We start from the raw sequence: 18,986 nt of genomic DNA on the forward strand, positions 1-18,986 counted from the left end.
GTCGCGACACGAAGCCGGAAAGGCTTCCAGCCTCCCGTGTCTCCGCTCTCGACCGTCTCGTGATGCTCCTTTCTTCCCCGCTCTTTCGCGATCGGGTCAGACAAGTTGCAGAGGCTTAGCCGCGAGGGCCGGTGAGAGAAACGAAGAAAGGCACTTAAACATAATGGCTCTTTACGAACATGTGTTTCTTGCCCGGCAGGACCTGTCGCAGCAGCAGGTTGATGCGCTTGTCGAACAGTACAAGGGCGTCATCACGGCGAATGGCGGATCGGTCGGCCGGATCGAGAACTGGGGACTGAAGTCCCTCACCTACCGGGTCAAGAAAAACCGGAAGGCTTACTACACGCTGATGGACATCACCTGCCCGCCGGCCGCGCTCAACGAAATGGAGCGCCAGATGGGCCTGTCGGAAGACGTCCTTCGCTTCCTCACCATCAAGGTGGAAGCGCATGAGGAAGGCGCATCGGCGATGATGCAGAAGCGCGAAGAGCGCTCCGAGCGCGGCGGCTTCGGCGACCGCGACCGTGGCCCGCGTTCGTTCGGCGACCGCGACCGCGGCCCGCGTTCGTTCGGCGACCGCGAAGGCGGCGACCGTGGCCCGCGCCGTCCGCGCGAAGGCGTTGAAGGAGGTGCAGAATAATGGTCGACATCAACCAGATCCCGACCCGGCGTCCGTTCCATCGCCGCCGCAAGACCTGCCCGTTCTCCGGCGCCAACGCGCCCAAGATCGACTACAAGGACGTGCGTCTCCTGCAGCGCTACATTTCCGAACGCGGCAAGATCGTGCCCTCGCGCATCACCGCCGTCAGCCAGAAGAAGCAGCGCGAGCTCGCCAAGGCGATCAAGCGCGCCCGCTTCCTCGGCCTGCTGCCCTACGTGGTTCGCTGAGGCCTGAAAGTTCGATGCGGGCGCTTGCCGCCCGCATCCACCCCACGGCGACGGGCGCCGCGCGGTTCAAGTCAAATCCCGAGTTGGGGCCGGATGGCCTCTAACTGCCAGGACAGGCAGGACAGCGACAAGAGCGGCGAGCGCCGCAAAGAGCTTCCTGACCTGTTCCAGATCATTGCGCCAGCCTTCCGGCCGGCGCCAACCGAAGGAACGAAACCATGGAAGTCATTCTCCTCGAGCGCATTTCCCGCCTCGGCCAGATGGGCGAGACCGTCAAGGTCAAGGACGGGTTCGCCCGCAATTTCCTGCTGCCGCAGGGCAAGGCGCTGCGCGCCAACGAAGCCAACAAGAAGAAGTTCGAGGGCCAGCGCGCCCAGCTCGAAGCCCGCAACCTGGAGCGTAAGTCGGAGGCCGCGCAGGTCGCCGAGAAGCTCGACGGCAAGAGCTTCATCGTGGTGCGCTCGGCCGGCGAGACCGGTCAGCTCTACGGCTCGGTGTCGACCCGCGACATCGCCGATCTGCTGATCGCCGAAGGCTTCACCGTCAACCGCAACCAGGTCGAGCTCAACCAGCCGATCAAGACCATCGGCCTCTCCAACGTGGCGATCGCGCTGCATCCGGAAGTCGAGGTCACCGTGACGCTCAACGTCGCCCGTTCGGCCGACGAGGCGGAGCGCCAGGCCAAGGGCGAGACGCTGACCACCGCCGAAGCCATCTATGGCGAGGACATCAACGACAACGCCCGGCCGGAGAATTTCTTCGACCCGAACGCGGAATTCGAAGGCGGCGAAGAGAACGCCTGATCTCTGGGCCTGATTTGGCACATCCTCCGAAGCGTCGCTTCGGTTCGCAGACGTCCAGGATTTCTGGACCAACGCCCGGGTCTTCGACCCGGGCTTTTTTGTGCCAAAAGGAACTTTTCGACACCCCATATCTTGTGCACATTACAGCGTGGCGCGTCGATTGGACGCGGGCGAGGCGCCGTGGCATTTTCGATCTGGCATTCCAGTCCGATTACCGGGTGATCCGACTGAGGGGACATTTGGTCATGAATATCCTGTTGAAACACGTTCTCGAACGCCTGGTGCGCGCCGGCGACCTCAAGGTGACGGGGCCGAAGGGCGCGACGCACAAGTTCGGCGACGGCAGCGGCGAGCCGGTGCATATCCACATCAAGACCACGCATGCCGAGCGCGCCATCACCTTCGATCCGATGCTGGCGGTGCCCGAAGCCTATATGGACGGCGAGCTCGACGTGATCGAGGGCGGCGTTCTCGGCCTGATGCGCATCGCGTTCCAGAACATGGGATCGAGCGGCATCGACGTAACCTGGTCGAAGGCGATCGAGGGGCTGCGCCACGCCTTCCGCCGGCTGCAGCAGATCAACACCGCCGCGCGCTCGCGCCGCAACGTCGAACGCCACTACGATCTCTCGGGCGAGCTCTACAAGCTCTTCCTCGACGAGGACATGCAGTATTCCTGCGCCTATTTCGAACAGCCCGACATGACGCTCGACGAGGCGCAGCTTGCCAAGAAGCGACACATCGCCGCCAAGCTGAGGCTCAAGGCCGGCCAAACGGTGCTCGACATCGGCTCCGGCTGGGGCGGGCTGGGCCTCTATCTCGCCAAGGTCTTCGACGTCGACGTGCAGGGCGTCACCCTCTCCACCGAACAGCATGGCGTCGCCACCGACCGCGCTCATGCGCAGGGCCTGCAGGACCGCGTGCATTTCGAACTCAAGGATTATCGCCACATCAACGAACGTTTCGACCGCATCGTCTCGGTCGGCATGTTCGAGCATGTCGGCGTCAACCACTACCGCACCTTCTTCGACAAGGCCGCGACGCTGCTCAAGCCCGACGGCGTGATGCTGCTCCATACCATCGGCCGTTCCGGCGTGCCGTGGGCGACCAGTGCCTTCGTCCGCAAGTACATTTTCCCGGGCGGCTACATCCCGGCGATGTCGGAGGTGATGCCGGCGATCGAGAAGTCGGGCCTCGTCGTCACCGATATCGAAATCCTGCGGCTGCATTACGCCGATACGCTCAAGCATTGGGGCGAGCGCTTCGCCGCCAACCGCGACAAGGCGAAAGCGATCTATGACGAGCGCTTCTGCCGCATGTGGGAGTTCTATCTCGCCGCTTCCGAGGCCGCCTTCCGCTGGCAGGACCTGGTGATCTTCCAGTTCCAGATCGCCAAGAAGAACGACACGCTGCCGATGACGCGCGACTACATGGCCAAATGCGAGAAGGCGCTGGAGCTGCGCGATATCGGCCACCAGGAGCCGGCGGCGCCGGCGCCCTCCAAGCCGACCCGCCGCAAGAAGGTGGAATAGTCGCGCAATGCCGCTTGCCATTGCGGCCTGACGCCACGAAAAAGGTCTCGTTCGCGAGACCTTTTTTCATGACCTACCTCATCTACACCGCAGCCGCTCTTGCCGAGATCGCCGGCTGCTTCTCGTTCTGGGCGTGGTGGCGGCTGGAGAAGTCGGCGCTCTGGCTTCTCCCCGGCCTCGTCTCGCTGGCGCTGTTCGCCTTGCTGCTGTCGCTGGTCGACACGGAGGCGGCGGGCCGCGCCTATGCCGCCTATGGCGGCATCTACATCGCCGCCTCGCTCGGCTGGCTGTGGCTGGTCGAGGGCGTGCGCCCCGACCGCTGGGATCTGGCCGGCGCCGCGCTCTGCATCGTCGGCGCCTCGGTCATCCTGCTTGCGCCGAGGGGGGCCTGAAATGGAACTGCCCGCCCCGCTCCGGCAAGGCGTCGACAGCCTCCTGGAGAAGGTGCCGCTTTCGGCGCTGAAACAGGCGGCGCGGACGCTCTCGGAGCGCTACCGCGCCGAGCTGCGCGACGGCCGCCCGCATATGGGCGAGGACATGGCCGTCAAGGCCTATCTGGCGACGCGGCTGCCCGCCACCTATGCCGCCGTGCGCGCCAGCCTCGATGCCTTGATCGAGACCCGCCCCGACTTCCGGCCGGCGAGCCTGCTCGATGTCGGCGCCGGACCTGGCACCATGCTTTGGGCCACGACTGACGCCTGGCCTGAGCTGGAACGGGCGGTGCTGGTCGAGGCAAGCGCTGCCGTGCGCAAGGTCGGCCAGGCGCTCGCGGAAGGCGCGATCGCTGCCCGCACCGACTGGATCGCCGGCGACGCCACCATCGATCTCGACGGCATCATGCCCGCCGACCTCGTCAGCGCCGCCTATGTGCTGGACGAGATCGTGCCTTTATCGCTGCCGAGGCTCATCGACCGCCTCTGGCGGCTCACGGTCGACACATTGCTCATCGTCGAGCCCGGCACGCCCGCCGGCTGGCAGCGCATCCTTGCCGCGCGCCGGCAACTGATTGCGGCCGGCGCGCATGTTTCGGCGCCCTGCCCGCACGCAGCGCCCTGCCCGCTTACGCCGCCCGACTGGTGCCATTTCGCGCGCCGCGTCGCCCGCTCGCGCCTGCATCGCCTGGTCAAGGAGGCCGAGGTGCCATGGGAGGACGAGAAGTTCATCTACCTCGCCGCCTCCCGGCAGCCTGCGCCGGCGCATTCGGCGAGGGTGATCGCGCCGCCAAAGGCGGGCTCCGGCAAGGTGATGCTGAAACTCTGCCAACCGGACGGCAGCGCCGGCGAGCGCCTGTTCAGCAAGCGCGACGGGGACGTTTTCAAGGCTGCGCGGCGGGCAGACTGGGGCGACACGCTGGGCTGAGCGAGCGATCGGGAGAAGACGCATCGTCGATGTGGCCGATGCCTTTGTGGAACAGCGACTTTGGAGATTAGCCGAAGCGCCCGAAACTTCGTCATCCACGGGCGGAGCGGGAGCGCAGCGGACGCGTAGACCCGAGGATCCATTCCGTGACCTCGCGCGAAGAATGAAGGCGGCGCAGAACAGGGCCGTTCTGCATCGCCGCGACGCTTATAGGTCACGGAATGGATCCTCGGGTCTGCGCGCGTCGCTTCGCTCCTTGCTCCGCCCGTGGATGACGACTTGACCGACATTTCGGCTAACCTCGAAGGTTGGTGAACGCCCAAAAGAAGCAACTCGCTACTTTGGCGATCAGCCGAGGACGTCCGCGATTCTCTGCGCGAGCGGATGCGGCTGGTCGGTTGTGAGCGAGCGTTCGACGACAATCGGGCGCCCGAAATGTTCTTGCTTCGTTCCATATTTGCAACTAAGAATCGCCGCTTGCCGAGTCAACCGGAATCGGGCCCCCGGAATACTGTCCTGTGGATGGTTTGCCGATCCTGTGAACATTGGGGCGTCAAGCTGGTTGGACCGAGGGTGTTGCAGAAAGGTCAGCATCGAATCTTCCCGTTCTGATATCGAGGACAGCGGGATCGAAACCGGGGATATCATGGCAGAGGCGGCACTGAAATTCGGCGCGGCGGAGACGCCGCTCTATCGCGAGGCACCGAACAACATCGAGGCCGAGCAGGCGCTGCTCGGCGCCATCCTCGTCAACAACGACGCCTTCTACCGCGTTTCCGATTTCTTGAAGCCGGCGCATTTCTACGAGCCGCTGCACCGCCGCATCTTCGAGATCGCGGCCGAGCTCATCCGCATGGGCAAGATCGCGACGCCGATCACGCTCAAGACCTTCCTGCCGGCCGACGAGAAGGTCGGCGACATGACGGTGGCGCAATATGTCGTGCGCCTCGCCGTCGAGGCCGTCACCGTCGTCAACGCCACCGACTATGGCCGCGCCATCTACGACCTTGCGACGCGCCGCGCGCTGATCACCGTCGGCGAGGACATGGTCAACATCGCCTATGACGCGCCGGTCGACATGTCGCCCTCCGACCAGATCGAGGATGCCGAGCGCCGGCTGTTCGAGCTTGCCGAAACCGGCCGCTATGATGGCGGCTTCGAGAGCTTCAACGATGCGGTCAAGACCGCTGTCGACATGGCCAACGCCGCCTATATGCGCGACGGCCACCTGTCGGGCATCGCCACCGGACTGCGCGACCTCGATCGCCGCATGGGCGGCCTGCAGCCCTCCGACCTGATCGTGCTCGCCGGACGTCCGGGCATGGGCAAGACCTCGTTGGCCACCAACATCGCCTTCAACATTGCCGAGGCTTACGTTCCGGCGCAGCAGGCCGATGGCAGCTTCAAGGCCGCCAATGGCGGCGTCGTCGGCTTCTTCTCGCTCGAAATGTCATCGGAGCAGCTGGCCACCCGCATCATCTCCGAGCAGACCGAGATCTCGTCCTCGAAGATCCGCCGCGGCGAGATCACCGAGATGGATTTCGAAAAACTGGTCGCCTGCTCGCAGACGATGCAGAAGATCCCGCTGTTCATCGACCAGACCGGCGGTATCTCGATCGCGCAGCTTTCCGCCCGCGCGCGGCGTCTGAAGCGCCAGCGCGGTCTCGATCTCATCGTCATCGACTATATCCAGCTGATGCAGGGCTCCTCCGCGCGCGCCTCGCAGAACCGCGTGCAGGAAATCACCGAGATCACCACGGGCCTGAAGGCTCTGGCCAAGGAGCTCGGCGTGCCGATCATCGCGCTGTCGCAGCTGTCGCGTCAGGTCGAAAGCCGCGACGACAAGCGCCCACAGCTCTCGGACCTGCGCGAATCCGGCTCCATCGAGCAGGACGCCGACGTGGTGCTGTTCGTCTATCGCGAGGAATATTACCTCAAGAACCGCGAGCCGAAGCTCGGCACCGAGGAATACATCAAGTGGGAAAACGAGATGAACGAGGCGCGCGGCAAGGCCGAGTGCATCATCGCCAAGCAGCGCCACGGACCGACCGGCACCGTCAGCCTCGCCTTCCACGGTGAATTCACGCGGTTCTCGGATCTGGCGGAAGAGCATCATCTGCCGGAGAGGTTTGAGTGAGCTTGAGACAGGTCTCACTCCGTCACCCCCCTCTCTGTCCTGCCGGACATCTCCCCCTCAAGGGGGGAGATTGGATGTCGCATCGGCTTTCGCCAATCGCCGACGTTGCAAGGTGGGCGCCGTCGGCAAAACTGCCGATCTCCCCCCTAGAGGGGGAGATGTCCGGCAGGACAGAGGGGGGCGCTGTCCCGCCGGCCTATCCAATGTTGGGCCATCCCTGATGGCCAAATCGCGCGTTCAGTTCATCTGCCAGAATTGCGGCTCGGTGCATCAGCGCTGGGCCGGCAAATGCGATGCCTGCGGCGAGTGGAACACGCTGGTCGAGGAAGGCACGTCCGGTGGCATCGGCTCGGGGCCGGCCAACACGCGCAACGCCCGCAAAGGGCGTGCCGTGGTGCTGACCAGCCTGTCGGGCGACATCGAGGACGCGCCGCGCATCGTTTCGGGCATCGGCGAGCTCGACCGCGCCACCGGCGGCGGCTTCGTGCGCGGCTCGGCACTTCTGGTCGGCGGCGATCCCGGCATCGGCAAGTCGACGCTCTTGACGCAGGCAGCCGCCGCGCTCGCCTCGAAAGGCCACCGCATCGTCTATGTCTCGGGCGAGGAAGCGGTGGCGCAGATCCGGCTGCGGGCACAACGCCTCGGCGTCGCCTCGACGCCGGTCGAGCTTGCGGCCGAAACCAATGTCGAGGACATCCTGGCGACCATCGCCGACGGCAAGCGGCCGGACCTCGTCATCCTCGATTCCATCCAGACGCTGTGGACCGATCTTGCCGATTCGGCGCCGGGCACCGTCACCCAGGTGCGCGCGGCCGCCCAGGCGATGATCCGCTACGCGAAATCCACAGGCGCGGCGATCGTGCTCGTCGGCCATGTCACCAAGGAAGGCCAGATCGCCGGCCCTCGCGTCGTCGAGCACATGGTCGACGGCGTGCTCTACTTCGAGGGCGAAGGCAATCACCACTTCCGCATCCTGCGCACGGTGAAGAACCGCTTTGGGCCGACCGACGAGATCGGCGTGTTCGAAATGTCGGACAAGGGGCTGCGCGAGGTTTCCAATCCATCCGAGCTTTTCCTCGGCGAGCGCCACGCAAAGTCCCCGGGCGCCGCGGTTTTCGCCGGCATGGAAGGCACGAGGCCGGTGCTGGTCGAGATCCAGGCGCTTGTCGCGCCTTCCTCGCTCGGCACGCCGCGCCGCGCCGTTGTCGGCTGGGACGGCGCGCGGCTGTCGATGGTGCTCGCCGTGCTTGAGGCGCATTGCGGCGTGCGCTTCGGCCAGCACGACGTCTATCTCAACGTCGCCGGCGGCTACCGGATCTCGGAGCCGGCGGCCGATCTGGCGGTCGCCGCGGCGCTGGTTTCGTCGCTCACCGGTCTTGCCCTTCCCGCCGATTGCGTCTATTTCGGCGAAATCAGCCTATCGGGCGCCGTGAGGCCGGTTGCGCATGCGCAGCAGCGCCTCAAGGAAGCCGAAAAGCTGGGTTTTGGAAGCGCGGTGCTGCCGCTCGGCAGCGAGGAACTTGCCGGGGGGATCGGGGCCGGCGCTTTCCAGCCCACCGAGCTTGCCGACCTTGTGGCGCGCATAGCCGGCTCACGGCGCGGTCGTGCCGACGACGGGGAGTGATGCGGCTCGTCGGGCCGTAAGACAGGAAGTGGGGCGAGAACCATGCCGATTACGCTGCTTGACGGAATCCTCGTCGGCTTCACCCTGGTCTCAGCAATGCTCGCCATGGTGCGCGGCTTCTCCCGCGAAGTGCTCTCGGTGGTTTCCTGGGCAGCGGCGGCGGCGGCGGCTTTCTTCTTCTACAAGCCGGTCCTGCCCTATGTTCAGCCCTATGTCGACAACGACAAGATCGCGATGGCGGCTTCGGCGGGCATCGTCTTCCTCATCGCGCTGATCGTCGTCTCCGTCATCACCATGAAGCTCGCCGACTGGATCATCGATTCGCGCATCGGCGCGCTCGACCGCACGCTCGGCTTCCTCTATGGCGCGGCGCGCGGCATCCTGGTGGTCGCGGTGGCGCTGCTGTTCTTCAACTGGCTGGCCGGCGCCAAGGCGCCTGCCTGGATCGCCAACGCCAAGTCGCGGCCGTTGCTGGAGACGATCGGCGCCAAGCTCGAAAGCGTGCTGCCGGAAAACACCGAGGAACTGGTCAACAAATACACGCATAAGGGCACGCCGCAGGCCGGCGCACCGGCCACGACCGACCAGCCCGCGGCCGAGCCGCCGGCAGGCGACGACAACGCGCCGGCGCCAGACGATAGCGAGGGCGAGGCGCCCGCCGACAACGAGCCGGCGCCGGCCACGCCAGCGCCCGCCCCGGCTCCAGCGCCGGCAAACTGATCGCGAGCCGGCCTGGTGCCGGTTGTGAATGCAAGAAAGCGTGCGTTGCGTTCCGCGAGCGATCGCCTTATATGGCGGCTTTAGCGGAGCTTGAGCACCAGATGGCAGACTCAACGGCAGATGAAGGCAAGGTCCTTTCCGCCGAGGCCGATGATCATTTTCATGACGAATGCGGCGTGTTCGGCATCTTCGGCCGGCAGGACGCGGCGGCCATCGTCACACTCGGCCTTCATGCCCTGCAGCATCGCGGCCAGGAAGCGGCCGGCATCGTCTCCTATGATGGCACCCAGTTCCATGTCGAACGCCATGTCGGCCTGATCGGCGATACCTTCACCAAACAGCGCGTCATCGACAGCCTGCAAGGCAACCGCGCCATCGGCCACACGCGCTACGCCACCACCGGCGGCGCCGGGCTGCGCAACATCCAGCCTTTCTTCGCCGAGCTCGCGGAAGGCGGTCTTGCCGTGGCTCACAACGGCAATCTCACCAACGCGCTCACCGTGCAGCGCGCGCTGCAGAAGCAGGGCTCGATCTTCTCCTCGACCTCCGACACCGAGACGCTGCTGCATCTGGTCGCAACCAGCAAGGAGCGCGATTTGAATTCGCGTTTCATCGATGCGATCCGCCAGGTCGAAGGCGCCTTCTCGCTGGTGGCGATGACCGCCAAGAAGATGATCGGCTGCCGCGATCCGCTCGGCATCCGCCCGCTGGTGCTTGGCGACCTCGACGGCGCCTGGATCCTCGCTTCCGAAACCTGCGCGCTCGACATCATCGGCGCCCGCTTCGTGCGCGACATCAAGCCCGGCGAGATGGTTGTGGTCACCGCGAAGGGCATCGAGAGCATCTTCCCGTTCGAGCCGCAGAAGACGCGCTTCTGCATCTTCGAATATGTCTATTTCGCGCGGCCGGATTCCTCGGTCGAAGGCCGCAATGTCTATGATGTGAGGAAGCGCATCGGAGCCGAGCTCGCGCAGGAAAGCCCGGTCGAGGCCGACATCGTCGTGCCGGTGCCGGATTCCGGGACGCCGGCCGCGATCGGCTTCTCCCAGGCCGCCGGCATTCCCTTCGAGCTCGGCATCATCCGCAACCATTATGTCGGCCGCACCTTCATCCAGCCAGGCGATTCCATTCGCCACATGGGCGTGAAGCTCAAGCACAACGCCAACCGCCGCATGATCGAGGGCAAGCGCGTGGTGCTGGTCGACGATTCGATCGTTCGCGGCACCACCAGCCAGAAGATCGTGCAGATGGTGCGCGACGCCGGCGCCAGGGAAGTGCATATGCGCATCGCCTCGCCGCCGACCAGCGCGTCCTGCTTCTACGGCGTCGACACGCCGGAGAAGTCGAAGCTGCTTGCGTCGCGCATGTCGGTCGAGGAGATGGCGGAGTTCATCCGCGTCGATTCGCTCGGCTTCCTGTCGATCGACGGGCTCTACCGCGCCGTCGGCGAGGCGCGCCGCGACAACGACCAGCCGCAATTCTGCGACGCCTGCTTCACGGGACAGTACCCCACCCGCCTGCTCGACTTCGAAGGCCACGACAATGTGCGCACGCTGTCGCTGCTGGCGAGCGGCGGGGCGTAGGGCGCCCGGACTATCATTTGCCATCGCCGAGCCGTCTCGCGCCTTATGGAATCTCTCACATGACCCTCGACCTTTCAGGCCGCGTGGCGGTCGTAACCGGCGCCTCGCGCGGCATCGGCTATTTCATCGCCAGTGAGCTGGCGGCAGCAGGCGCGCATGTGATCGCGGTGGCGCGCACGGTCGGCGGGCTGGAAGAGCTGGACGACCAGATAAAGGCCGACGGCCGCGGCCAGGCGACGCTGGTGCCGCTCGATCTTGCCGACATGGCCGGCATCGACCGGCTGGGTGGCGCGATCCACGAGCGCTGGGGCAAGCTCGATGTCCTGGTCGCCAATGCCGGCGTGCTCGGCGTCATCTCGCCGATCGGCCATGTCGAGGCCAAGACCTTCGAGAAGGTGATGACCATCAACGTGACGGCGACCTGGCGGCTGATCCGCTCGGTCGATCCGCTGCTCAGGCTCTCCGACGCCGGCCGCGCCATCATTCTCACCTCCAACGCCGCGCATTCGGCGCGCGCCTTCTGGGCGCCCTATGCGGCCTCGAAAGCGGCGGTCGAAACGATGATGCGGTCCTGGGCGCATGAAACCGAGAGCCTGCCGCTGAGGGTGAACGCTGCCGATCCGGGCGCGACCCGCACCGCAATGCGCGCCCAGGCCATGCCCGGCGAAGACCCGGAGACGCTGCCGCATCCGTCCGAGATCGCCAGGTGCATCGTGCCCCTGGCAAGCCCGGAACTGAAGGAAACCGGCCTGATCTTCCAGGCCAAGCACAACCGCTTCGTCGCCTACCGGCAGCCGGAATAAGACCTGGGTGCCTGACGCGTGGCGCCCCTCTATTCACGGGTCTGTGAACGGAGCGGTGAAACCGTGTGCCGCCTCGCTGCTTTCGTTGCTTCATCGGAGTTGCTAGGATCGGCCCGACTCCGACATTTCAAAGCGAGGAATTCCCATGGCTGCTACTCCCAGCGTAGCGTTGGTCTGGTATCTGGTGATCGCCGGCCCGCAGGGCGGCATGGTGGTGCTGCCCAGCACCTTCGACACCCGCGAACAATGCACCAACGCCGTCACCGAATATCAGAAGCAGCCGACCCCCCAGGGCTGGGCCGTGCAATGCGTGCCGAGCGCCTCGCCCTTTACCGATGAAGGGGACGCGGAAACGCCCTCGGCGCAGTAGCGCCGACTTATCTCCCCACTCGAGGGGGAGATGGCCGCGAAGCGGTCAGAGGGGGCTCCTCGCATGGAGCGCCGACCTCTTTCTGACGACGGACAACGCCGGCGCTCTACCTGAGACGACCCCCTCTGTCGCCTTCGGCGACATCTCCCCCTCAAGGGGGGAGATCAGCTTGCGCTCACGCTCAACGCCGGCTTGTTGTTGATCGTCTGGAACACCACGCAGTAGCGCTCGGTGAGTTTTATGAGCGAATCGATGCGCTCCTGCGGCTCGTCGGTGTCGAGATCGAATTTCAGCCTTATCTCGCGGAAGCCGACCGGCGCGTCGCGGGCGACGCCGAGCGTGCCGCGAAAATCGAGGTCGCCCTCGGCCTCGACCGTAGCGTTGCCGAGCTTGAACTCCAAGGCGGTCGCCACCGCTTTCAGCGTCACGCCGGCGCAGGCGACCAGCGCCTCCAGCAGCATGTCTCCCGAGCACAGCTCGAGGCCCGAGCCGCCGGTGGCCGGATGAAGCCCGGCGACAGCAAGCGCTCTGCCCGTCTCCACCTTGCAGGCGATCGACTGGTCGTCGAGCGTGCCGCGCGCCTTGAGCGTGATCAGCGCTCGCGCGGCGTCCTCGCGATAGGCGTCCTTCAACGGGGCCTGCATGGCCTTGAGCGCGGTTGCGTCCATTGTGTTGTCCTTCCAATCGGTCTTTGATGCCTTGATAGCACTGATATGCCGGCGGGACAGCGCCCCCCCTCTATCCTGCCGGACATCTCCCCCTCTTGGGGAGAGATTGGCAGCTTCTCCGGCGGCGCCCTTTCTGCAGCGCGTGGGAGATTAGCGAGCGTGGGAGAATGACGAAGGCCGACGCGACATCTGATCTCCCCCCTTGAGGGGGAGATGCCCGGCAGGGCAGAGGGGGGCGCGAAGGATCGCAACGTTTGCGATTGTTGTTTTGACTTCACACTCCCAGGCCATACCTATTCCGAGACCATTTCCGGAGCCCACATGCGATCCAAGCTCGTCTCCCTCGTCCTGCTGGCGCTCGCCGCCTTCGCTCAGCCCACCTTCGCCGAAGCACCCGAGCGTCCAGCCCCGACCGGCGGCGTGCTGTCGCTGTTGCCGCCACCGCAGGTGACAGAGCATTCGATCACGCTCGGCGGGCGCAAGCTGGATTACCAGGCCAAGGCCGGCACGCTGTCTCTCCTATCCGGCAAGGGCGAGGTGACGGCCGAGATCTTCTATGTCGCCTACTCGCAGCAATCGCCCGCCCCTGCGAAAGAGCGGCCGATCACCTTCGTCTTCAATGGCGGGCCCGGTGCTGCATCGGCTTACCTGCATATCGGCGCGATCGGGCCGCGCATCGTCGAGACCGCCGCCGACGGCGAGTTCCTGCGGCCGCCGCAAAAGCTCATTGACAACCCCGACAGCTGGCTCGACATGAGCGATCTCGTCTTCGTCGATCCGGTCGGCACCGGTTACAGCCGCGAGGCGCCTGGGCACGAGCCGAAGGAATTCTGGAGCGTCGATGCCGACGCCAGCTCGGTCGGCGCCTTCATCCGCCTTTATCTGGCGCAGAACGGCCGCACCGGATCGCCGCTGTTCCTCGCCGGCGAGAGCTATGGCGGCTTTCGCGCCGCGCTGCTTGCCCGCACGCTGCAGGAGGATGTCGGCCTCAGCCCCAGCGGCATCGTGCTGATCTCGCCGGCGCTGGAATTCATGCTGGTGCGGCCCGACCAGTTCGACCAGCTGCACTGGGCGCTGGAGCTGCCTTCGCTGGCGGCAACGCGGCTGAAGGGCGACGGCGTGAGCGGCGACGCGTTGCGCGACAGGCTGGCCGAGGTCGAGCATTACGCGCTCGGCGATTACCTGACGGCGCTGAACAGCGGGCTGGAGCAAGGCGGCAAGCTCGCCAGCGGGCGCGTCTCGGAGATCACCGGCCTGCCGCTGGAGCTCGTCCAGCGCAATTTCGCCCGCATCCCCATCGGGCTTTTCGCCAAGGAATTCCAGCGCGCCACCGGCAAGGTGCTCAGCCCCTACGACGCCACCATCGGCACCGCCGACATCGCACCGCAAAGCGCCCGTGAGGCCGGCCCCGATCCCGTGCTCGACCGCAGCGTTCCGGTGCTGACATCCGCCTTCGTCGCCTATGCGCGAAACGAGCTCAACTACCGCACCGATGTCAGCTACCGGCTGCTCAATGGCGAGGTCAGCCGCAGCTGGGATTACGGCACATCGGGCCAGGGCTATGCCGGCGTGATGAACGACCTGCAGCGGGCGCGCTCGCTCAACCCGGCGCTCGGCGTCGTCATCGTCAACGGCTATACCGACCTCGTCACGCCCTATCTCGCCTCGCGCTATCTGGTGAACCAGCTTCCTTCGCTATCAGACGCCAAGCCGATCCGGCTCGACGTCGTCGAGGGCGGCCACATGATGTATCTGCGGCCCGATGGCCGACGCGCGCTGAAGGATGCGGCATCCGAGCTTTACCAGGCGACACAGTAGGAGTTCCGACCGGTTCAAGCGAAAGACCTGCGCCAACGCAAGCGCCGCGCTGGAGCAGCGCCGTGCAAGCTTTCGCCCCTATAGCTTGAGCAACGGTCCCGGCTGGGGCGGAACCGCCTCACGCGAACACGCTGAGCCCACATGGCCGATGTCGTCATCCTGGAAAGCCGCGAAAGGGTGCTGGCCGGCATCCTGTTCACGGCCGCCGCCTATTTCCTGTTTTCGGCGCAGGATGCCTCGATCAAGCTTCTGGTCGTCGGCATGACGGTCTGGCAGATCATGTTCGTCCGCTCGATCACCGTGCTCCTCGCCTGCGGCGCGATCGGCGGCAGGCGGCTGTTCGCCGATACGATGGATTCGCCGATCGTCAAGCCGATGCTGGTGCGCGGCGCCTTCACGCTCGCCGCCTGGCTTTGCTACTACAACGCCGCGCGCTCGCTGCAGCTTGCAGAGCTCACCACCATCTATTACGCCGCGCCGATCATCGTTACTGTGCTGTCCGTGCTGATCCTGGGCGAGACGGTGCCGCTGCTGCGCTGGATCGCGGTGTTCATCGGCTTCGCCGGCGTCTTCATCGCCTGCGATCCGACCCGACTCGGCCTCTCCGTGCCGGTGCTCCTGGTGCTGGCAGCGGCCGTCCTTTGGGGGATCGCCGTGGTGCTGCTACGCAAGATCGCCATGCAGGAGCGCACAACGATCCAACTCGTGCTCAACAATTTCTATTTCATGCTCTTTTCGGCCGTCCCGGCCCTGATCTGGTGGCATATGCCCGACGGAACGCAGTTCCTCTTGCTCGTCAGCGTCGGCGCGCTCGGCGGCGTGGCGCAATACATGCTGTTCGAGGGCATGAAACGCGCGCCGGTGTCGATCGTGGCACCGTTCGAATACACCTCGCTGGTCTGGGCCTTCGCGCTGGGCTACGCCATCTGGGGCGACCTGCCGCGCATGGAAGTTTTCATGGGCGCGGCGCTGATCGTCGGCGCCGGCCTGCTCATCGTCGGCAACGAGCATTTCCGCAAACGGGAGCAGGCCTGATGACAGAAGGCTGTCAGCAAGAACTGGGTAGGCTGGCATCATGACGGACACGCTCGACATGCCGGAAAAGCTTGCGCCTGCCGCGGCCGACGTGGCGGCCGAGCGCACGCTCGGCATCATCCTGGTGTCGGCATCGGCCATCGCCTTCGCGCTCACCGGCGTGTTGACCAAGTCGATCCATGCCGATCCGCTTACCATCACCTGCTGGCGCGGTTTTTTCGGCTCGATCCTGATCAGCTTCTACGTGCTGTGGCGCCGGCGCCGCTCGGGCGGGCGCGAAAGCCTGAAACTCGGCTGGCGCGGCTGGCTGCTTGCGATTGAGGGCGCCGCCGCCAGCATCGCCTTCATCTCGGCCTTCAAATTCACCTATGTCGCCAATGTCGCGGTCATCTACGCCACTTCGCCCTTCATCGCGGCACTGCTCGCCTTCCTTCTGGTGCGGGAAAAATTCCGGCTGCAGACAATGGTTGCGGCGGCCGTATCGCTTTGCGGCGTCGCCATCATGGTGGGCGCCGGCCTCGGCAACGGGCACCTGTTCGGCGACGCCCTGGCGCTGCTGATGACCGCCGGCAGCGCGCTCTACATGATCATGGTGCGCGCTTTTCGCGACTCGCCGGTCGTCTGGGCGGGCGCTGTCTCGGCCTTCCTGCTTTTCGTGCTCGGCTGGTTCGTCACCGATCCGCTGGCCGTGTCCGCCCGCGACGTGGTGCTGCTTGCCACATTCGGCTGCTCCTTCGCGCTCGCCTCGATCCTGTGGACGGAAGGCTCGCGGCTGATCCCGTCGGCGGAAGCCGGACTGCTCGGTTCCGCCGAGGTGCCGTTCGCCATCCTGTTTGCGCTGCTGTTCCTCGGCGAGATCCCACCGGTGGCCAGCGTCATCGGCGGCGCCATCGTGCTTTGCGCGGTCTTTGCGCATGCCGGACGCGACTGGCTGAGGGCGAAATCGGCGGCCTCGTAAAAATATTTCGCCGGTCACGGAACCATCATTCGCGTGGAGCATTATTGGATCGACGGGTCACCCCCCAAGTCCCCCCAAACCCCTCGACCCGTCCGACTAGAAGCCGACCCTCAAAAAGGTCGGCTTTTTCTTTTGGCGACCGGCCTCAGGACGGAAGGGCCAACCCGCCAGCAAGCAGCTCCGCCAGGTCCCGCGCGGGACGCGCGGCTTCGCGGCCGAGCCGGATGGCGAAATCGGCCATCGGCAGCGGCGGGAGGTCGAAATCGGCAGATGCCTCGACGATTCCGGAATGGGCGAAGCGCCGGGTGCGCGGCGTCAGCGCGATGCCGGCATTGACCGCGGCGCGCAGGCCGGCAAGGCTGGCGCTGCCGGCGGCGATGCGATAGCGGCGGCCGGCGGCGTCGAGCGCGTTGAGCGCCGCCTCCCTGAAGCCGCAATAGGGATCGAGCAGGGCCAGCGGCACCACCTCCTGCCGCGCCGCCAGGCCTTTTTCCGAGCAGAGCCACAGCATCGGCTCGCTGATCACAGCCGCTTCATCCGGCGACGGGGCATGGCGCATGGCGATCGCGAGGTCGAGCTGGCCCGCCTGCAGCGCTGACCCAAGCTCCAGGGAGCGACCGACGCGGAGCTCGACCCTGACGCGCGGATGGCTGGCGGCGAAGGCCCGGAGCAGGTCCGGCAGACCCTGATCGGCGAAATCCTGCGTCGTGCCGATGGCGATGCGGCCGCCGGCGCGCGCGCCTTTCAGCGCCAGCCACGCCTCGGTGTGGACGGCAAGAATGCGCCGTGCATGGCCGACAAGGTCCTCGCCGGCCGGGGTCAACCCGCGTCCCCTGCCCTGCGGGGTGAGCAATTGCTCGCCGACGATCTCTTCCAGCCGCTGCATCTGCGCGGTCACCGCCGACGGCGTGCGGCCGACGGTAGATGCGGCCCTGGCGAGCGAGCCGCCATCGACAAAGGCGAGAAAGGTCTTCAGAAGATCCGGATCGAGCGTTTCCATACTTCGATGATATCGAATGATTTATCAAAAACAATTCGATTTTATTGATGTAGGGATGAGCCCATATCTCTCCCATCGAGAGCGCGACGCGCGAAGCCAAAGGAGAGAAAAATGCCGATCATCAATATCAGCGTCACCGGCAAGCCCGACGCCAAGCTGTCCGCGGCAATCGCCAAGGAGGCCACCGACACCACCGCGAAGCTGTTGCACAAGGATCCGACGATCACTGCGGTCGCCGTCAACTACATCGAGCCGCAGCACTGGTTCGCCGGCGGCAAGTCGCTGGCCGGGCATGGGACCAGCACGTTCTGGCTGGATATCAAGGTGGTCGACGGCACCAACACCAAGCTCGAGCTCGAAGCCTACCTCAAGGCGATCTTCGAGGCTTTCGGCCGGCTTCTGGGCGGCGTGCATGAGGAAAGCTACGCCTTCATGCATGAGGTGCCGGCGGCGGCCTATGGCTATGGCGGCAAGAGTCAGGAGTTCCGCTTCATCAGCGGGAGATTGAAGGCGGCGTAGGGTGTTTCGCTCCGCCGCCTCTCTGGACGGTACGCTATCTCGTGGGAGGATGAAGCCTGGTATCCAGCGCAAAATCCTCCTGCAGGCGCGGCTTGTAGAGGCCGCTCGCGCGGCCGGGATCGAACACCAGGTTCCAGCTATGCTGGGACACGGCGCTCGGAATCAGAAATAAGGGGTGCTCCGCCAAGAGACCGTCGCCAAACTGTTGCTGCCCTGCGCTTGGAATGCCTGGCCGAAGCCAGTTTGCGTTTGGAATATCGCCGATTTCCACCACATGAATTTTCGAAGGATCGGAGATCTCGAATGCCGTCAGCACGTGGCGGACTGTATCAAGCGTCCGAAATCCTTTGTGTACGGCCACCTCGAGAATGGCGGTCGAGGGGTCAATGGATGCATAGACAGCCCTGACGCCTTTGCTGTTCCACCTTCCCCCGAGCTTGAAGGCTCCCTCACCGCTGTCCCAGCTTGCCTGGAAGCGTTTGTGATCAAGTCTCCAGCCGAGGACATCGCCCGTTCCGAGAGAACCCGGCAGAGGCGTCACGCGTAGACACCGTAGTCGAGCCGTTCGAGGAATTCCTGTACAAGCATGGTACCCGCCGCCGTGGCCAAGAGATCGATGGGTCGCCGGTTGTCCAAGCCCATGGCAGGCTCAATCATCCATTTCTCGGCCGCTTCCTGGTTGCCGAAAACAGACGTGGCCTTGGTGAGAACCCTGGCGAAATTCCAGGTCCTTGAACCCTGCTCCCGATTGAGCGTCCGGGAGTGATCAGATTTGTGCCGCTGATATGTCCGCTCGCTCATGCCGAATGCCGCCTCGAAGGCATCTGCTTCGATGACGGTCAATTGCCTGACGAGGCTTTCCAGAGCCTGGCTTGGAATTCCATGCAGGATCATTTCATGCGCCTCGAGCGGGCTGGATACCGAGGATCCAAGAACCTTCGGCCCGCCGAACAGGTCGATCAGCCGTTCGAACTCCGGCTCCATGTGTGGTGCTTCGGCAAACCCCGTCGGGAAACTGGCCATCTTTGCCTCTCCGTCACGTGTCGGTTTATTTACGACATGTGTCAGAGTTTTTCAAGTGGAGATCGAGGCACTGCTTCAGTCCGCATTGACCTTGCCCGCACTTCCGCTACCCTCTGCCACCGAAGCGGTCGCCAAGAGCCGCGTCC

At 65.1% G+C, this 18,986-nt stretch carries 20 protein-coding genes; 16 read left to right on the forward strand and 4 right to left on the reverse strand.

Features of this window, described 5'->3' with window-relative positions; translation table 11 throughout:
• Window positions 1-163 precede the first annotated feature (163 nt).
• The 12 genes from rpsF (at window position 164) to FJW05_RS23455 (ending at window position 11,819) form a co-directional block, all read left to right on the forward strand.
• Entirely contained in the window at window positions 164-640 is a 477-nt protein-coding gene (rpsF, locus tag FJW05_RS23395; protein ID WP_140636056.1) for a 30S ribosomal protein S6, read from the forward strand.
• The gene (rpsR, locus tag FJW05_RS23400; RefSeq protein ID WP_006203718.1) at window positions 640-888 is read left to right on the forward strand and encodes a 30S ribosomal protein S18; all 249 of its coding nucleotides are present in this window, start codon (window positions 640-642) and stop codon (window positions 886-888) included. Before rpsF ends, rpsR begins: the two co-directional genes overlap by 1 nt.
• A 218-nt stretch (window positions 889-1,106) precedes the next feature.
• Window positions 1,107-1,691: a 50S ribosomal protein L9 gene (gene rplI / locus FJW05_RS23405; RefSeq protein WP_095767000.1), complete on the forward strand. Its 585-nt coding sequence runs from the start codon at window positions 1,107-1,109 to the stop codon at window positions 1,689-1,691.
• Window positions 1,692-1,936: 245 nt separating this feature from the next.
• The gene (locus tag FJW05_RS23410; protein ID WP_140636058.1) at window positions 1,937-3,223 is read left to right on the forward strand and encodes a cyclopropane-fatty-acyl-phospholipid synthase family protein; all 1,287 of its coding nucleotides are present in this window, start codon (window positions 1,937-1,939) and stop codon (window positions 3,221-3,223) included.
• A gap of 68 nt (window positions 3,224-3,291) precedes the next feature.
• On the forward strand, window positions 3,292-3,615 hold the full coding sequence (locus FJW05_RS23415) for a YnfA family protein (RefSeq protein WP_140636060.1): 324 nt from the start codon (window positions 3,292-3,294) through the stop codon (window positions 3,613-3,615).
• Window position 3,616: 1 nt separating this feature from the next.
• Window positions 3,617-4,582: a small ribosomal subunit Rsm22 family protein gene (locus tag FJW05_RS23420; protein WP_140636062.1), complete on the forward strand. Its 966-nt coding sequence runs from the start codon at window positions 3,617-3,619 to the stop codon at window positions 4,580-4,582.
• A 646-nt stretch (window positions 4,583-5,228) separates the two neighbouring features.
• On the forward strand, window positions 5,229-6,719 hold the full coding sequence (locus FJW05_RS23425; RefSeq protein ID WP_095766996.1) for a replicative DNA helicase: 1,491 nt from the start codon (window positions 5,229-5,231) through the stop codon (window positions 6,717-6,719).
• Between the two features lie 220 nt (window positions 6,720-6,939).
• Window positions 6,940-8,343, forward strand: coding sequence for a DNA repair protein RadA (gene radA / locus FJW05_RS23435; RefSeq protein WP_095766995.1), 1,404 nt, complete (start codon window positions 6,940-6,942; stop codon window positions 8,341-8,343).
• A 42-nt stretch (window positions 8,344-8,385) separates the two neighbouring features.
• Window positions 8,386-9,063, forward strand: a complete 678-nt coding sequence (locus FJW05_RS23440; RefSeq protein WP_140636064.1) for a CvpA family protein — start codon at window positions 8,386-8,388, stop codon at window positions 9,061-9,063.
• 101 nt (window positions 9,064-9,164) lie between these two features.
• On the forward strand, window positions 9,165-10,646 hold the full coding sequence (gene purF / locus FJW05_RS23445) for an amidophosphoribosyltransferase (protein WP_095766993.1): 1,482 nt from the start codon (window positions 9,165-9,167) through the stop codon (window positions 10,644-10,646).
• 59 nt (window positions 10,647-10,705) lie between these two features.
• Window positions 10,706-11,449 carry an SDR family NAD(P)-dependent oxidoreductase gene (locus FJW05_RS23450; RefSeq protein WP_140636066.1) on the forward strand — a complete coding sequence of 248 codons (744 nt, stop codon included), beginning with the start codon at window positions 10,706-10,708 and terminating at the stop codon, window positions 11,447-11,449.
• A gap of 145 nt (window positions 11,450-11,594) precedes the next feature.
• Window positions 11,595-11,819, forward strand: a complete 225-nt coding sequence (locus tag FJW05_RS23455; protein ID WP_027165524.1) for a hypothetical protein — start codon at window positions 11,595-11,597, stop codon at window positions 11,817-11,819.
• A gap of 164 nt (window positions 11,820-11,983) precedes the next feature.
• Here the strand turns inward: FJW05_RS23455 and FJW05_RS23460 are convergent, their stop codons facing one another.
• Window positions 11,984-12,487, reverse strand: coding sequence for an OsmC family protein (locus FJW05_RS23460; RefSeq protein WP_140636068.1), 504 nt, complete (start codon window positions 12,485-12,487; stop codon window positions 11,984-11,986).
• 321 nt (window positions 12,488-12,808) lie between these two features.
• Here FJW05_RS23460 and FJW05_RS23465 point away from each other — a divergent pair, with 321 nt between their 5' ends.
• The 3 genes from FJW05_RS23465 to FJW05_RS23475 all read left to right on the forward strand — a co-directional run bounded on the left by FJW05_RS23465 (window position 12,809) and on the right by FJW05_RS23475 (window position 16,298).
• The gene (locus FJW05_RS23465) at window positions 12,809-14,305 is read left to right on the forward strand and encodes a peptidase S10 (protein WP_140636070.1); all 1,497 of its coding nucleotides are present in this window, start codon (window positions 12,809-12,811) and stop codon (window positions 14,303-14,305) included.
• A 141-nt stretch (window positions 14,306-14,446) separates the two neighbouring features.
• The gene (locus FJW05_RS23470; protein ID WP_140636072.1) at window positions 14,447-15,340 is read left to right on the forward strand and encodes a DMT family transporter; all 894 of its coding nucleotides are present in this window, start codon (window positions 14,447-14,449) and stop codon (window positions 15,338-15,340) included.
• 40 nt (window positions 15,341-15,380) lie between these two features.
• The gene (locus FJW05_RS23475; RefSeq protein WP_246673612.1) at window positions 15,381-16,298 is read left to right on the forward strand and encodes a DMT family transporter; all 918 of its coding nucleotides are present in this window, start codon (window positions 15,381-15,383) and stop codon (window positions 16,296-16,298) included.
• A gap of 145 nt (window positions 16,299-16,443) precedes the next feature.
• On the opposite strand, the gene FJW05_RS23480 is transcribed toward FJW05_RS23475, so the two are convergent.
• Window positions 16,444-17,298 (reverse strand): LysR substrate-binding domain-containing protein, encoded by an 855-nt coding sequence (locus FJW05_RS23480; RefSeq protein WP_140636074.1) that lies wholly within the window; start codon window positions 17,296-17,298, stop codon window positions 16,444-16,446.
• 111 nt (window positions 17,299-17,409) lie between these two features.
• Between FJW05_RS23480 and FJW05_RS23485 the strand changes: the two genes are divergently transcribed.
• Window positions 17,410-17,817 carry a 4-oxalocrotonate tautomerase family protein gene (locus FJW05_RS23485; RefSeq protein ID WP_140636075.1) on the forward strand — a complete coding sequence of 136 codons (408 nt, stop codon included), beginning with the start codon at window positions 17,410-17,412 and terminating at the stop codon, window positions 17,815-17,817.
• A 34-nt stretch (window positions 17,818-17,851) separates the two neighbouring features.
• Here the strand turns inward: FJW05_RS23485 and FJW05_RS23490 are convergent, their stop codons facing one another.
• Together FJW05_RS23490 and FJW05_RS23495 are read right to left on the reverse strand one after the other, a co-directional pair.
• Window positions 17,852-18,358 carry an RES domain-containing protein gene (locus FJW05_RS23490; RefSeq protein ID WP_140636077.1) on the reverse strand — a complete coding sequence of 169 codons (507 nt, stop codon included), beginning with the start codon at window positions 18,356-18,358 and terminating at the stop codon, window positions 17,852-17,854.
• Window positions 18,355-18,840 (reverse strand): antitoxin Xre/MbcA/ParS toxin-binding domain-containing protein, encoded by a 486-nt coding sequence (locus tag FJW05_RS23495; RefSeq protein ID WP_140636079.1) that lies wholly within the window; start codon window positions 18,838-18,840, stop codon window positions 18,355-18,357. The genes FJW05_RS23490 and FJW05_RS23495 overlap by 4 nt, the downstream gene beginning before the upstream one ends.
• Window positions 18,841-18,986: the final 146 nt, after the last annotated feature.

Source organism: Mesorhizobium sp. B2-9-1 (assembly GCF_006439455.1).
Classification (GTDB): Bacteria; Pseudomonadota; Alphaproteobacteria; order Rhizobiales; family Rhizobiaceae; genus Mesorhizobium.